This is a genomic window from Sorangium sp. So ce381 (assembly GCF_051473845.1).
Lineage (GTDB): Bacteria > Myxococcota_A > Polyangia > Polyangiales > Polyangiaceae > Sorangium > Sorangium atrum.
In genome coordinates this window covers 4,866,792-4,880,616 of sequence record NZ_CP150336.1, presented here as the reverse complement: position 1 = coordinate 4,880,616, position 13,825 = coordinate 4,866,792, and the positions used below count along the sequence as shown (strand labels likewise).

General features: G+C 71.0%; 14 protein-coding genes. 9 read left to right on the top strand and 5 right to left on the bottom strand.

What is annotated here, in order from left to right; translation table 11 throughout:
• Positions 1-9: 9 nt before the first annotated feature.
• The 4 genes from WMF29_RS18305 to WMF29_RS18290 all read left to right on the top strand — a co-directional run bounded on the left by WMF29_RS18305 (position 10) and on the right by WMF29_RS18290 (position 4,017).
• The gene (locus WMF29_RS18305) at positions 10-471 is read left to right on the top strand and encodes a (2Fe-2S)-binding protein (RefSeq protein ID WP_272098656.1); all 462 of its coding nucleotides are present in this window, start codon (positions 10-12) and stop codon (positions 469-471) included.
• Entirely contained in the window at positions 468-2,603 is a 2,136-nt protein-coding gene (locus WMF29_RS18300; protein WP_437330071.1) for a molybdopterin cofactor-binding domain-containing protein, read from the top strand. The genes WMF29_RS18305 and WMF29_RS18300 overlap by 4 nt, the downstream gene beginning before the upstream one ends.
• Before the next feature lie 9 nt (positions 2,604-2,612).
• Positions 2,613-3,206, top strand: coding sequence for a hypothetical protein (locus WMF29_RS18295; RefSeq protein WP_437330070.1), 594 nt, complete (start codon positions 2,613-2,615; stop codon positions 3,204-3,206).
• Positions 3,207-3,336: 130 nt separating this feature from the next.
• The gene (locus WMF29_RS18290) at positions 3,337-4,017 is read left to right on the top strand and encodes a hypothetical protein (RefSeq protein WP_437330069.1); all 681 of its coding nucleotides are present in this window, start codon (positions 3,337-3,339) and stop codon (positions 4,015-4,017) included.
• A 39-nt stretch (positions 4,018-4,056) separates the two neighbouring features.
• Here WMF29_RS18290 and WMF29_RS18285 read toward each other — a convergent pair whose 3' ends face one another.
• Together WMF29_RS18285 and WMF29_RS18280 are read right to left on the bottom strand one after the other, a co-directional pair.
• The gene (locus WMF29_RS18285) at positions 4,057-4,821 is read right to left on the bottom strand and encodes a zinc-dependent peptidase (RefSeq protein ID WP_437330068.1); all 765 of its coding nucleotides are present in this window, start codon (positions 4,819-4,821) and stop codon (positions 4,057-4,059) included.
• Between the two features lie 178 nt (positions 4,822-4,999).
• Positions 5,000-5,968 carry an aldo/keto reductase gene (locus WMF29_RS18280; RefSeq protein WP_437330067.1) on the bottom strand — a complete coding sequence of 323 codons (969 nt, stop codon included), beginning with the start codon at positions 5,966-5,968 and terminating at the stop codon, positions 5,000-5,002.
• Between the two features lie 222 nt (positions 5,969-6,190).
• Between WMF29_RS18280 and WMF29_RS18275 the strand changes: the two genes are divergently transcribed.
• The 4 genes from WMF29_RS18275 (at position 6,191) to WMF29_RS18260 (ending at position 9,804) form a co-directional block, all read left to right on the top strand.
• Complete coding sequence (locus WMF29_RS18275) at positions 6,191-7,231, top strand: AraC family transcriptional regulator (protein WP_437330066.1); 1,041 nt, start codon at positions 6,191-6,193, stop codon at positions 7,229-7,231.
• A gap of 245 nt (positions 7,232-7,476) precedes the next feature.
• Positions 7,477-8,127, top strand: a complete 651-nt coding sequence (locus WMF29_RS18270; protein ID WP_272098642.1) for a DUF47 domain-containing protein — start codon at positions 7,477-7,479, stop codon at positions 8,125-8,127.
• A 10-nt stretch (positions 8,128-8,137) separates the two neighbouring features.
• On the top strand, positions 8,138-9,148 hold the full coding sequence (locus WMF29_RS18265) for an anion permease (RefSeq protein WP_437330065.1): 1,011 nt from the start codon (positions 8,138-8,140) through the stop codon (positions 9,146-9,148).
• Between the two features lie 71 nt (positions 9,149-9,219).
• Entirely contained in the window at positions 9,220-9,804 is a 585-nt protein-coding gene (locus WMF29_RS18260) for a hypothetical protein (protein WP_437330064.1), read from the top strand.
• A gap of 17 nt (positions 9,805-9,821) precedes the next feature.
• Here WMF29_RS18260 and WMF29_RS18255 read toward each other — a convergent pair whose 3' ends face one another.
• Complete coding sequence (locus WMF29_RS18255) at positions 9,822-10,775, bottom strand: hypothetical protein (RefSeq protein WP_437330063.1); 954 nt, start codon at positions 10,773-10,775, stop codon at positions 9,822-9,824.
• A 43-nt stretch (positions 10,776-10,818) separates the two neighbouring features.
• Complete coding sequence (locus WMF29_RS18250) at positions 10,819-11,808, bottom strand: cupin domain-containing protein (RefSeq protein WP_437330062.1); 990 nt, start codon at positions 11,806-11,808, stop codon at positions 10,819-10,821.
• 133 nt (positions 11,809-11,941) lie between these two features.
• Between WMF29_RS18250 and WMF29_RS18245 the strand changes: the two genes are divergently transcribed.
• Positions 11,942-12,481, top strand: a complete 540-nt coding sequence (locus tag WMF29_RS18245; RefSeq protein ID WP_437330061.1) for a DUF4345 domain-containing protein — start codon at positions 11,942-11,944, stop codon at positions 12,479-12,481.
• Between the two features lie 79 nt (positions 12,482-12,560).
• On the opposite strand, the gene WMF29_RS18240 is transcribed toward WMF29_RS18245, so the two are convergent.
• Positions 12,561-13,727, bottom strand: coding sequence for a hypothetical protein (locus tag WMF29_RS18240; protein ID WP_437330060.1), 1,167 nt, complete (start codon positions 13,725-13,727; stop codon positions 12,561-12,563).
• Between the last annotated feature and the right edge of the window lie 98 nt (positions 13,728-13,825).

Genomic DNA, 13,825 nt, shown 5'->3' with positions numbered 1-13,825 from the left:
TGAATGGCCATGAAGCTCGATGTCAACGGCGTTGTTCGTGACGTGGATGCCAGTCCGGAGATGCCCCTGCTCTGGGTGCTCCGCGATCTGCTGGGATTGACCGGCACCAAATACGGCTGTGGCATGGCCCAGTGCGGCGCCTGCACGGTCCACATCGACGGCAAACCCGCGCGTTCGTGCGTCCTGCCGGTGTCGAGCGTCGGGACGCGCAAGGTGACGACGATCGAGGGACTGTCGCCCGACGGGTCGCACGTGGTGCAGCAGGCGTGGGCGCAGGCCGACGTCGTCCAGTGCGGGTACTGCCAGTCCGGGCAGATCATGACCGCGGTCGCCTTGCTCGAACAGAAGCCTGATCCGAGCGACGCCGACATCGACGCTGCGCTGTCCGGAAACGTGTGTCGCTGCGGGACGTACGTTCGTGTACGCGAGGCGGTGATCCTCGCGTCGAGGCTCAAGCGAGGTGGCAAGTGACCGTCTCCCGGCGTGACTTCTTGCAAGCGACAGCGGGCTCGGCGGCCGGGCTCCTGATCAGCTTCTACGTCCCGCAGGGGGTCCGCGCCGCGCCGAAGGCTGCGCAGCCGCCGCCGCTCTCGCCGAACGCGTTCGTTCGCGTCGGCACCGACGAGTCCGTGACGGTGGTTCTCGCGCACTCGGAGATGGGCCAGGGCATCTGGACCGGGCTCGCGATGCTGATCGCCGAGGAGCTCGAGTGCGACTGGTCGAAGGTGCGGTCGGAGCACGCGCCGGCGGCGCCGGTCTACGGCCATCCGGCGTTGCACTTCCAGATGACCGGGGGGTCGTCGACGACGAACGGCGAGTTCGAGCGGTATCGCACCGTCGGCGCGATGGCGAAGGACATGCTGCTGCGCGCGGCGGCCGCCAGGTGGAAGGTCTCGCCCGCGGCGTGCACCGCCACGAACGGCGTCGTCACCCACGGCAAGGACAAGCTGACCTACGGCCAGCTCGCCGAGGAGGCGATGAAGCTGGCCCCGCCGGCCAAGGTGAAGCTGAAGGACCCCAAGGACTGGAAGCTGATCGGCACCCTCGTGCGCCGCATCGACACGCCGGAGAAGGTCACGGGCAAGGCGCAGTTCGGGCTCGACGTGCACTTCCCCGGGCTCCGCACCGCCGTGGTGCTCCGCCCGCCGGCGTTCGGCGCCAAGCTCGTCAAGTTCGACGCCGCCGACGCCCTCAAGGTGCCCGGCGTCGAGAAGGTCGTCCCCACCGCGAACGGCGTCGCCGTCGTCGCCGCGCATTTCTGGGCCGCCAAGCTCGGGCGCGACGCGCTCCGCGCAGAGTGGGCGCAGCCCGAGGGCGGCGGGGTCGACAGCGCCAAGCTGCTCGCCGACTTCCACGCGCAGGCGCGGACGCCCGGCGTCGTCGCCGCCAGCGTCGGCAAGGTGGAAGACGCGCTCGCCGCCGCCAAATCGCGGCTCGAGGCGGAGTACGACGTGCCCTACCTCGCGCACGCGCCGATGGAGCCGCTCAACTGTACGGTCAAGATCGACGGCGATCGCTGCGAGATCTGGACCGGCACGCAGTTCCAGACCGGCGACCAGATGGCCGCGGCGAAGATCCTCGGCACGACGCCCGACAAGGTCCAGATCCACACGACGTTCCTCGGCGGCGGCTTCGGGCGGCGCGCCAGCCCCGCGGCAGATTTCGTGGGCGAGGCCGTGATCGTCGCGAAGGCCGCCGGCGTGCCGGTGAAGGTCGTGTGGACGCGCGAGGACGACATGCGCGGCGGCTTTTACCGCCCCGCCTTCGTCCACCGGATCCAGGTCGGCGTCGACGCGCGCGGCATGCCGGCGGCGTGGGATCAGGTGGTCGTGGGCCAGTCGATCGTCGCCGGCACGCCGCTCGAGTCGTTCGTCACGAAGAACGGCGTGGACCTCACCTCGGTGGAAGGGATCGCCGAGTCGCCCTATGTCGAGCGGACTCCCGCGCTCCGCGTGTCGCTGCACTCGCCGAGGACGCCGGTCACCGTGTTGTGGTGGCGCTCGGTCGGCAACACCCACACGGCCTTCGCGGTGGAGAGCATGGTCGACGAGCTGGCGCACGCCGCAGGGCAGGATCCGCTCGCGTACCGCCTCGAGCTGCTCAAGGACAAGCCGCGGCACGCGAACGCGCTGAAGGTCGCCGCCGAGAAGGCCGGCTGGGGCACCGCGCCCGCGCCGGGACGGGCGCGGGGGCTCGCGATGCACGAGTCGTTCGGCTCCATCATCGCCGAGGTCGCCGAGGTCTCGATCGAGAAGGGGCGCATCCGCGTCCACGCGGTCACCTGCAGCGTCGATTGCGGCACGGCGGTGAACCCGCTCGGCATCGAGGCGCAGATCCAGGGCAGCGTCGCTTTCGGCCTCACGGCTGCGCTCTACGGCAAGATCAACATCGCCGAGGGGAAGGTCCAGGAGAGCAACTTCCACGACTATCCCATGCTCCGGATGTTCGACATGCCGCGCATCGCCGTCCATCTCATCCCGAGCAAGGCCAAGATGGGCGGCATCGGGGAGCCTGCCACCGCGCCGATCGCGCCTGCCGTGGCGAACGCGGTGTTCGCGCTGACCAAGCAGCGGCTGCGCTCCCTTCCGTTTCGCCTCGCCTAGGAACTGACCATGATCCGATCCTCTCTTGTCCTCGCCTCTCTCCTCGCTGCGTGCGGGGGACAGACGCCCGGGGCCTCGCAGGCGCCCTCGCCGTCGCCGGTCAGCCGCGAGGCCGCCCTCGCTGCGTTCGAGACCGTGCGCGGCGTCCTCCAGCACCCTCGCTGCCAGAACTGTCACCCCGCCGGCGACGTGCCGCTCCAGGGCGACGAGGGCCGCCTGCACACGCAGTTCGTGCTCCGCGGCCCCACCGGCCACGGCATGCCAGGCGCGGAGTGCACGACGTGCCACGGGCCGACCAACCCGCCGAACAGCTTTGGCGTGCACGTGCCGCCGGGCGTCTCGAAGGGCTGGCACATGCCGCCGCCCGAGATGCCGATGGTGTTCGTCGGTGTCGCCCCGGGCGCCCTGTGCGAGCAGATCAAGGATCCGAAGCGCAATGGCGGCAAGGACATGGCGGCGTTGCGCGTCCACCTCGACGATCCCCTCGTGACCTGGGGCTGGAACCCTGGCGCCGGCCGCACGCCCATCCCGACGCCGCGCGCCGAGTTCGTCGCTGCATGGGAGACCTGGGCCCGCGCCGGCGCGCCCTGCCCGGGTGGATGATCGACGGTCACGCGCTTCGCCGTCGGGCAGCGCGTGCTCTATGATGCGGCCCATGGGGTCGTCTCCCGCCTCGGCATCGGGTCCGTGTCGGCGCGCCGGCGGCGCGTGGCCGGCTCTCCTTCAGCTTTTGGTGCTCGCGGCGCTCGTCGGATGCAGCGTCGAGGAGCGCCGCTTCGTCGGCGGGGGCGGCGGCGCTGGCGGGACAGGCGGCGCAGGTGCGGGCGAGACGAGCAGCGACGCCGCGTCAAGCAGCGACGCTGTGTCGAGCGCCGGTTCCGGCGGCAGCTGCACGGAGCCATCGGACTGCCCTACCCCGCCAGAGCCTTGCCAGGTCCCGGCGTGCGTCGCCGGAAGGTGCGGTTCGGCGCCGCTGCCAGAAGGGACCGAGATCGCGCCGAAGGCGGACGACTGCCAGCGCCTCCTCTGCGATGGGCGCGGCGCTCAGACCGCCGTCGCCGCCGATGAGCCGGAGGATGATCACAACCCGTGCACGTCGGACACCTGCGTCGGGACGACACCCAAGCACACGCCCCAGCCGGGGGCCTGCCCGGCGGGACGCTGCGACGACGCTGGCAACTGCGTGCCGGCGGCCGAGTGCTCGCGGGACGCCGAGTGCGGCACCTCGACGGAATGCATCCGATACACCTGCGATAATGGCCTCTGCGCGGCGCAGCCCGCGCCGGCGGGCGCCTTCTGCAACTCCCTGCAAGATCAGTGCGACGGCGCCGGCAGGTGCATCGACTGCGTGAACAGCGGCGGGTGCGGAGAATGCTGCGTCTGCTCCACAGCCGGCGTGTGCGTCCAGGCGTAAGTCGAACGCGGCGACGGAAGGCGAAGGCGGGCGGCGCCGCTACCGGCCGGCCGGGTCCTGGCAGTAGAACGCCTTCAGCTGCTCGTAGAGCTCCGGGTGCTTCGCCCTGAGCTTCCGAGGCTTCTCGAAGAAGGCCTCGGTGACGACGGCGAAGAACTCGGCCGGGTTCGTCGCGCCGTACGGGTCGATGACCGTGCGCTTGAGGGTCGCCTCGTCGCGGAGGAGGCGCTCGTACTCGCGGCCGAGGATGCGCGCCCACGCCGCGTACATCGAGCGCTCGGGCAGCTCGGGCGCGCCGTCGGCGGGGCCTTCCTCCTGGTCGAGCTGGTGCGCGAACTCGTGGAGCACGAGGTTGTGACCGTCGCTCATGTCCGCCGCGCCCGCGAGCACGCCGTCCCACGCGAGCACGACCGACCCCCGCGACCACGACTCTCCGAGCCGCGCGCGATCGCCCTCGACGACGACGCCCCCCTCCCGCACCTCCCGGCCGCGGGCCACGTAGGCGCTCGGGTAAACGAGGACGACCTCGAGCTCAGGGTAGTAGTCGGTCTCGCGGTGCAAGAGGAGCAGGCACGCCTGCGCCGCCACCGTGACCCGGATCTCGTCGGTGATCTCCAGCCCGCCGCACCCTTCGAACGGCTTCTCGTCCAGAAAGACCTGGATATGCCCGAGGAGCTCCTGCTGGTCCTCGGCCGGAAGGCGGCCGAAGCAGGGCACGTTCCGGTCGAGGATCTCGCGCCACGCGGGCGGAAAGGGCTCACGGCGGACGGCGTCGCGCCGCCGCTTCCTGAGGAAGGCCAGCATCGACGACCACCTTACCCGCTCGCGTGGCGCTGTCGGAAGAGCGGTGAGCGGCCCTCTCGGAGTGCCCGTACCGCAGCAGCGGATCACCACCGGCTGCTGCCATGGCAGCAACGAGGGGCCGCCGCGCAGCAGGCGTGCCGCCTGCGGCAGTTCGTCAGAGCCGGCTCTGCGCCTACGCCTACGCCTGCGCCGTCGCCTGCGCCGCGCCGGCCGCGCGTACGCCCGTCGCGGGCACGGCCTCCGGCGTCGATCCCGCCTGGGTCAAGCGCCGCTTCGCCTCGGCGACCACCTCGCTCGGCAGGGGGCCCTTCCTCGCGAACTCCAGGTTGTCGCGCAGGTGCTTCGGGTCCCGGGTCCCGACGATCGTGGTGCTGAGTCCCGGGTGCGACAGCGTGAAGCGCAGCGTGAACTCGATCCGGGTCAGGCCATCGAGCAGCTCGTCGAGCCTGGCTCGCTCCCACCGGTCCTGCATCGTGGTGCCCGGCAGCATGTAATTCGTGCGCTGCCAATCGGTGGGCGCGCCGCGCGCCACGCCGCCGCGGATGATCGTCCCGGCGCCGGCCTGGGCGGCCTTGCTGATCACCTCTTCGTGCTCGCGCTGCAGCGCGGAGTACGGGATCTGGAAGGCGTCGAAGACGCCGAGCTCGATCTGCTCGATCAGGTTGGGCAGCGTGCCCGAGACGCCGAGGAAGCGCACCTTCCCCTCGCTCTTGAGCTTCAGCGCCTCTTCCAGGGCGCCGTCCTGCTCGAACTCCTGTCGGGTGAGGCTCCGGTGAAACTGCACCAGATCGAGGTGGTCCGTCTTCAGCAGGCGCAAGCTGTTCTCCACGCCGTGCCGGATGTTCTGCGCCGTGTGCACGTGCTCGCCCTGGGCTCCGCCGACGACACACCCGCATTTCGAAGCCAGGAAGTACTCGTGCCTGCGGTGCGAAAGGAAGCGCCCGATCCGCTCCTCGCTGCGACCGTAATCGATGGAGGTGTCGATGAAGTTGATCCCGGAGTCCAGCACGTCGTTCAGGATGCGCTCCGCCTCCTGATCCGAGAGCTCAGGGCCCCGCGGGGCGCCTCGCAGCTCCATGGCGCCGAAACCGAGGGTGGTGACGCGGACGCCGGTGCGTCCGAGCAGGCGAGTGGGCAAATCGGTCATGGTCTTCCTCCGAGAGCGAACACGAGCTGGTCGCGGCGGCTGGCTGCGCCGCTGAGCGAGGGATGTTTGTATTACGCGCCACACACAAGACGCGTGATTCGCGGCAGCGCTGGGCGCCCCGCAATCTGCATCTGCAGAGTCTGCAAACCGTGAGCCAAGGGCGGGCCAGGCGGAACGCCGCTTGACGCCGCCGCCCCTCGCAGAAACCCTGGCTCCTCCTCCGTGACCCCGCGCCCCGCGACCCAGCCGGCCACGGTCTTCGCGCAGGCGCTCGGCATCGCGGTCGTGACCGCGTCGCAGCGCGACGGCATGGCGCCGCCCGAGGTGTGCGCGCGCGTCGGCGTCGACCCTGCGGTGCTCGGCCGCCCCGACGCGCGGGTGACGCACGACGAGCTCTGCCGCGCGTGGGCCGCGCTCTCGGCTGCGGACGAGTCGTTCGGCGTGCGCGCCGCGGTGCTCGTCGACGCCGCGCCGCAGTCGCTCGTCGAGTACACGTTCGCGAGCGCGGGCGACGTGCGCGGCGCGGTGCGGGCGTTCCTGCGCTTCCAGCGGCTCATCCACGACGCCGCCGCGCACACGTTCGAGGAGGGGCCGGCCCACGTGACGTTCCGCTTCGCGCTCGCGCCGGGCCACACGGCCCCGAGCGCTGTGTGGGACTACCTCGCGGCGACCACCGTCCTGCGCTTCCGGCGCGCCGCGACGCCCCCCCGCGAGCCCACGGTCGTCCGCCTCGTGCGCCCGCCGCCCGCGGACGACGCGCTCGCGCGCAGCGTCTTCCGCGCGCCCATCCGCTACGGCGAGCCGAGCGCCGAGGTCGAGTACCCGAGGGCGGTGCTCGACGCGCGGATGAGCACCACCGACCCGATGCTCTTCGCGCTCCTCGCCCAGCAGCTCGAGCGCGCGCTCGGCTTGCCCGGGGGCGAGCACCGCGTGCTCCCGCGCGCCGAGGAGGACGTGCTCGCGCGCGTGCGGCGCGAGCTGCGCACGGCGATCCCGCAGGGCGAGGCCACGCTCGACCGCGTCGCGCGCGCCGTCGGCCAGAGCGCGCGCAGCCTCCAGCGCCGCCTGTCCGAGCGCGGGACGAGCTTCCAGGCGATCGTCGACGACGCGCGGCGCGCGATGGCCGAGGAGCTCCTCGCGGCGCACCGCGCGACCGTGACCGAGGCGGCGTTCGCTGTCGGGTTCACGGACGTCGCCGCGTTCACGCGCGCGTTCAAGCGCTGGAACGGCGTGCCGCCCGGCGCGTGGTCCCGCCGCCGCTGATCTGCTCCGGCGTGGAAGCGGCGTCGAGCGGCGCCCGGCCGCGCCGGCCCCGAGCCACCGCGGCCGCCGACGTTCCCGCTCGGGACGCCCATGACGATGGACACGAGGGCGAATTTTTCCTGCCCCCCTACACAACGCTTCGGTAAGACCTTACACAGCCCGCCGTGGCGGCTGCCCGGCGCGAAGCGCCCCCATCGAGCGTCACGTCCTCGTGCTAGGATGCGCCCGCCCGCCAAGAAAGGTGCATGATGTGGCTCGATCGGGTCATCAAATCGCTTTTACCTCGTGAAGAGCACTTCTTCGACTTGCTCGAGCGGGGCGCCGACTGCGCGCTGCAGAGCGCCAACGTCCTCTCGGAGTGCTGCAGCGCCCGGAGCGCCAGCGAGAGGCAAGCCCTGGTCTCGCGCATCACCGACATCGAGCACGCCGCCGACGCGGTGATCCGCGACGTCTACGACGCTCTCAACAAGACGTTTGTCACGCCGCTCGATCGCTCCGACATCTACGCCCTCGCGACCGACCTCGAGAACGTCTCCGATCGCGTCCACTCCACGATGATGCGCGTCGTGGTCCACGCCATGGAGGATCTCCCGCCGGCGAGCCAGGAGCTCGCCGCCAAGATCCTGGAAGGGTGCAGCGAGATCCACAGCGCCGTCAAGCTGCTCCGGGGGATGAAGCGGGTGGCCGAGATCAACCGACATTGCAAGGCCATCGCCAAGCTCGAGCACGACGGCGATCAGATATTCCGCTCGGCGATCGTCGACCTCTTCAACACCGAGAAGGACGCTATCCACCTCATCAAGCACAAGGAGTTCCTCGAGGGGCTCGAAAACACGCTCGACGCCTGCGATGACGTCGCCAACGCGCTGGAGGCGCTGGTGATCAAGAACGCCTGAGGGGCGCGCCATGAACACTCTCCTCGTCACGCTGACCCTCGTGATCGTGGTCGCGCTCGTCTTCGATTACATCAACGGCTTCCACGACACGGCCAACGCCATTGCCACGGTGGTGAGCACCGGTGTCCTCCCCATCCGCACCGCCGTGATGCTCGCGGCGCTGTTCAACTTCGGGGGCGCGCTCACCGGCACGGCGGTGGCGAGCACCATCGGGAAAGGGCTCATCGTCCCTTCGGCGGTGACCCAGGTGGTCGTGCTCAGCGCCCTCGTGGGCGCGATCTTCTGGAACCTCTTCACCTGGTATTTCGGTATCCCGTCGTCGTCGTCTCACGCCCTCGTGGGCGGGCTCGTGGGCGCGGGCGCCGGGCGGGCGGGCACCGCGGCCGTGCAGGGCGCGGGGCTCTTGAAGGTGGTCAAGAGCCTGGTCATCAGCCCCCTCGTGGGCTTCGTGATCTCCTTCTTCGGGATGATCGCCATCTTCTGGATCGTCCGGCGCACCCGGCCGGCGGTGGTCAATCGGCGCTTCCGGACCCTGCAGATGCTCTCCGCGGGCTTCATGGCGCTCTCGCATGGGAGCAACGACGCCCAGAAGACGATGGGCATCATCACCATGTCGCTGGTCGCGTACGGCGTGATCCCTGCGGGTCACGGCGACTTCCACGTGCCGCTCTGGGTGGTCCTCGCCTGCGCGACGGCCATGGCCCTCGGCACGGCGGCGGGCGGGGTGCGGATCATCAAGACCATGGGCACCAAGATCATCGACCTCAAGCCGATTCATGGCTTCGCGGCCGAGACCAGCGCGGCGGCGACCATCTTGACCTCGTCGTTCCTCGGGATGCCGGTGTCGACGACGCACGTGATCACCGGCTGCATCATGGGCGCGGGCGCGAGCCAGCGGGTGAGCGCGGTGCGCTGGGGCGTGACCACGCGCATCCTCTGGGCCTGGGTGCTCACCATCCCGGTGAGCGCCGTGGTGGCGTGGGCCTGCTACCGCGGGCTCTCGTCGATCCTCGGCGGTTGAGCGTCGAGGCGCCGCGTCGCCCACTTCTGACACTGCTGACACTGCTGTTCGCTCTCCAAGGAGGCCCCTCCGTGCACCGTCGCCACGCGCTCTGGATCCTGATGCTCTGCCTGACTCCCCTGCTCGCCGCGTGCGGGCACCCCTGGAAGACCTCCCGTCAGGCCATGCCGAACCCGTTTTACGGCCAGGGGCGCTTCGGGGTCGTCCCGATCGCGTTCAACGCCCTCGAGGTCGGCAACAGCTCCGAGGCCGACTGGATGGCGGAGAAGGACGCCGAGCAGCGGCAGAGCTGGCAGGAGGACAAGTCGGCGATGAACGAGGCGTTCACCGAGGCGCTCGTCGAGAAGGCAGCGTCGGAGGACGCGATCGTCGTCAGGGCGAGGAGCGCCGCGGACGCGCCGTTCTTCATCCGCGCCAACGTGACGTTCTACGAGCCCGGCGTCTTCACCGGCGTCTTCAACATGGACACGCTCCTCAAGGCGACGGTGCAGCTCACCGATCCGGCAGGGCGCGTGTTCGACGAGTTCTTGATCGAGGCGAAGTCGCCGGCTTCGTTGCTCAACCCGTCGAGCGGAGGTCGCGCGCGGGACGCGGCGAGCCAGCTCGGCAAGCTGACGGCGATGTACATCAGCCATCGGGTCCGGGGCGAGGACTGAACGCTCGCGAGGCGCGCTCAGCGCGCGATCTGCGCGAGCGCCGCCTCGGCCGACGGCGCGGCGAGCCCTAGCTCCGTCGCCCCGTAGCGCGCGAGCGCCCGGCGGTCTGCAGGCGAGAGCGGCCGCGCGCGGAGCGCCTTCGCCGCCGCGGCGGCGCCCTCACCGCAGGACGCGGGCACGCTCGATCCGTAGCGCAGCGCCCGGTGCGTCCGGATCATCGCGAGCACGTCGAGCGACGCGCCCGCGTAGTGCGCCACCTGATCGAGCAGGAACGTCGCCACGGGCCGCGGCACGGGCACGCTGTCGAGCGCGTCGGTCAGGCGGAGCTCGTAGACCACACGCTGCTTCGACGGCAGGAACGTGGTCCGATCGAACGTCGCGTCGCACGCGAGGAAGATCTGCGACGTCGGCACCAGCACGCGGACGGACGGGGCCACGTCCCACGCGGCGATCGTGTGGTTCCACGTCGGCCAGAAGAGGCCGACCCCGCGGACGTCGAACCGGCGCGCGAGCCCGGCGAAGAGCGCCGAGAGCTCGTCGCACTCCGCCGTCGCCGAGGGCCCGGCCGACGACGCGAGCGGAGGGCTCTGCCTCCACGCGGCCCAGATGTGCCAGGCGGTCGGGTTGCGATCGGTGATGCTCCAGCGCAGCCGGAACGGACCGCCGTCGCGCGTCATCTCGAAGAGCGTCCGGACGCGCACGTAGTCGCGGACCCGCCCGGCGCTGCATTCGAGCCCGTGCTCGGCGCAGAAGCGCTCGGCGTCGGGGCGCCGCGCATCGGCGGCGCAGGCGTCGATGCGCTCGCCGAGGCGGGCGGCGAAGTCGCGCATCGGCAGCGCGTCCGGGAGCGCCTGGCCCTCGGTGGCGGCGCAGGTCTCGGCGCGCGCCCGGGCGGCGGGCGCGGTGAGCGCCGCGGCCAGCGCGAGCACGAGCAGGTGATGCGGTCCGAGGGGCGAGCGGCGGTTCGGCATACCCCTCCATCGCGCGGAGGCGGCAGCGTGTGACCGGCCGCCGTCACGGCCGGGCGCCCGCCCTCGGCGCGTGCTCCGCCGTCGCGGCGCCGCGGCGCACGCTGCCTGGCGGCACGCCGAACGCGCGTTTGAACGCCCTGCAGAACGCCGCCTCGGACCCGTAGCCGACGCGCCGCGCGACGTCCGAAAGCGGCTCCGACGTCTGCTGGAGGTGCGCGCGGGCGAGCTGCATCCGCGACTCGGCCAGGTAGTGCATCGCGGGCTCGCCGACCAGCTCGGTGAACCGCGCCGCGAACGCCGAGCGGGACATGCGCGCCTCGCGGGCGAGCGACACGAGGCACCACGGGCGCTCCGGCGAGCGGTGCATCGCGGACAGCGCGCGCCCCACGTGCTCGTCGCGCATGGCGGCGAGCCAGCCGCGGCCCGCTTCCGGCGACGAGCCGAGCCATGACCGGATCGCCTGGACGACGAGGACGTCGGCGAGCCGGGTCATGATCGTCTCCCCGCCCGGGCGGAGGGTGAGGGCCTCACGAGAGATGAGGCGCAGGGTGCTGTGGATCCAGCCGGTGTCCTCGTCGTCCCACGTGTCGATGTGCAAGACCCGCGGGAGCTGCGCGACGAGGCGCCGGGCGACGACGTGATCGAAGCGCATCGCGGCGTACGTGACGTGCGTGACCTCGCCGCCTCCGCCGTGGCGCATGATCTCGTATCGATCGCTGACCTGCTCGACGGGGATCTCGAACAGCGGCGCCGTGCGCGCGCGGGCGCTGCTGCGAAAGCGGTGCGGCGTACCGTGAGGGATCAGCGTGAGGCTTCCCTGCTGGAGGCGCATCGGCGGCGCCCCATCGACCTCGAGCCAGCAGTGCCCCGCGGTGATCACCTGGAGCGTCATCAACCCTTCCAGCGAGGGCACGTCGATGCCCCACGGCGCGGAGAGCTCGGCGCGACAGTAGAGGGTGCCCGTCAGCCGCAACAGGTGCAGCGGCTCTCCGAGCGGGTCCGTGGCGGGGGCGACGCTGCGAGCGCGCGACATGCGCGACAGCGTGCCCGAGCCTCGACCCTACGTCCATCGATCGTGGACGAACGGCAAAAGAACATGGACTCATGATGATTGATCGTCCATCCATGGCGCCGCACGTTGGATGCGTCATCCAGCAAGGAGCACCATGCCCCATCGTGCAAGCCCCCTCCTCGTCATCGGCTCGACAGGCACGACCGGTCGGCAGACCGCGTCCGGCGTCCCGACAGCGCCCATCGCGACGGGAACAGCAAACCCGCGGGCCCCTTGGCTCGTGGCGGCGACGCTGTTCGTCTCCGGCGTGGTGCTCCTCGGGATCGGCGGGGCGTCGCTCGTCGCGCCCGTCGCCTTCCATGCGAGCAGCGGGATCTCGCTCGGCGAGAGCCGCAGCGTGCTCAGCGAGGCACGGGCCGTAGGTGGCTCGCTCCTGGGCGTCGGCGCGGTGGTCCTGCTCGGCGCCTTCGTCTCGCGGCTGGCGTTCACCGCGAGCGTGCTCGGCGCGGTGATGTACGTCTCCTACGGCCTCTCCCGCCTCCTCAGCATGGCCGTGGACGGGTTGCCGGCGCAGGAGCTCGTGCTGGCGACCGTCGTGGAGCTGATTCTCGGCCTCCTATGTGTCGCGGCGCTCGTCGCGCATCGCCGACGCGCGGGCGCCCCCGCCCAGATTGAGGTGCACCGACCAGGTTGAGGTGACCCGACCCAGGTCAGGGCAACCTCAACCCGGATCGGGCAGCCGGCGCCGCTCAGCCGGGCGGAGCCGGCCACCCTCACTCGATGGTCGACGCCGTGACCATGATCGGCGTGTCGTCGTGGTTCGAGATCTGCGGATAGGTCGGGTACCACGACCCGCCGATGTTGTTGGTGATCACCGACCGGTCGATGACGATGTTTCCGGAGTGATCGTTGCTCACGAAGAAGATCGCGCTCCCGTGGGCGTTCACCTCGTTTCGCTCGATCCGGGTCCCGCAGAGCGTGAGCGTCATCGTGTCGCCGTCGTTGTAGATCGCCCCGCCGCTGCCGCCGCCCGGCGTCCCGGCCATCGCGGGGTTGCCGCCGTTGCCGAGCGCGCGGTTGTGGGAGAACAGGCTGTTGATGACCGTCCAGGAGACGCCGATGCTGCTGATGCCGCCGCCGTTCGCGCACTCGTTCCCGTAGCCCTCGGCGCCGCCGAAGGTGCTGTTCACCACGTAGAGCGGAAGGCCGTTGTACTGCATGAACGCCCGGATCCCCGCGCCGCCGAGATCGGGGCCGGTCGGATCACACGTGTTGTTGAAGAAGCGTGAGTTGACGACCTTCAGGCGCCCGCCCTGCGCGAAGATGGCTCCGCCGCCCTCGTCGTCATCGTTCGTCGAGTTGCCCCCGAAGAAGGTGAGGTTCTGGACCGTCAGGCGCGGGTGGTCCTGGTTGTCGCAGTTCGGCGTCGTCCAGACCTGCGCCTCGTCGCAGGTGTTCATGTAGAGGATCCGCCGCTTCCCGCCGCCGCTCAAGGTCACGAGCCCGCCGCCGTCGATCACGATCTCGGGGCCGGTATCGTTGAAGATCTTCGCCGTCTCCTCGAGCGTGATGGTGATCGGCTCCGGGCCGCAGTCGAATGTGATGATGCCGCCGGCCGCGACGGCGCTGACGACCGCCTCGGAGGTGCAGCTCTCGGGCGTCCCGTCGCCGATCACCGTCTTCGGTGACGAGGTGTCGACGGCCTGAGCCTCGTCCGGAACAGCGCAGCTCCCCTCCGGGTTGCCTGCCGCGGGGCCGCCGCCTTCGTGCGCAGGAAGCTCCGGCGTCGAGCCGCCCGAGCCCGGGCCGGCTCCCGCGGAGCTCGTCGCTCCGGCGCCACCCGCGCCCGTCCCCCCGTCACCCCCATGCTGGTCGTCCCCGCAAGCCGCAACCACGGTCGCCATCGACAAGCACAAGATCAGCCCCAGCGATCGCCGCATCACGCCCTCCTCGATCCAATAGTCGTTGCTCAGCGGCGTGGACACCTCTCGGGCCGGTCGCTCCTCGCGTGGCCAGTCGCCAGCATCATCGCAGGGTA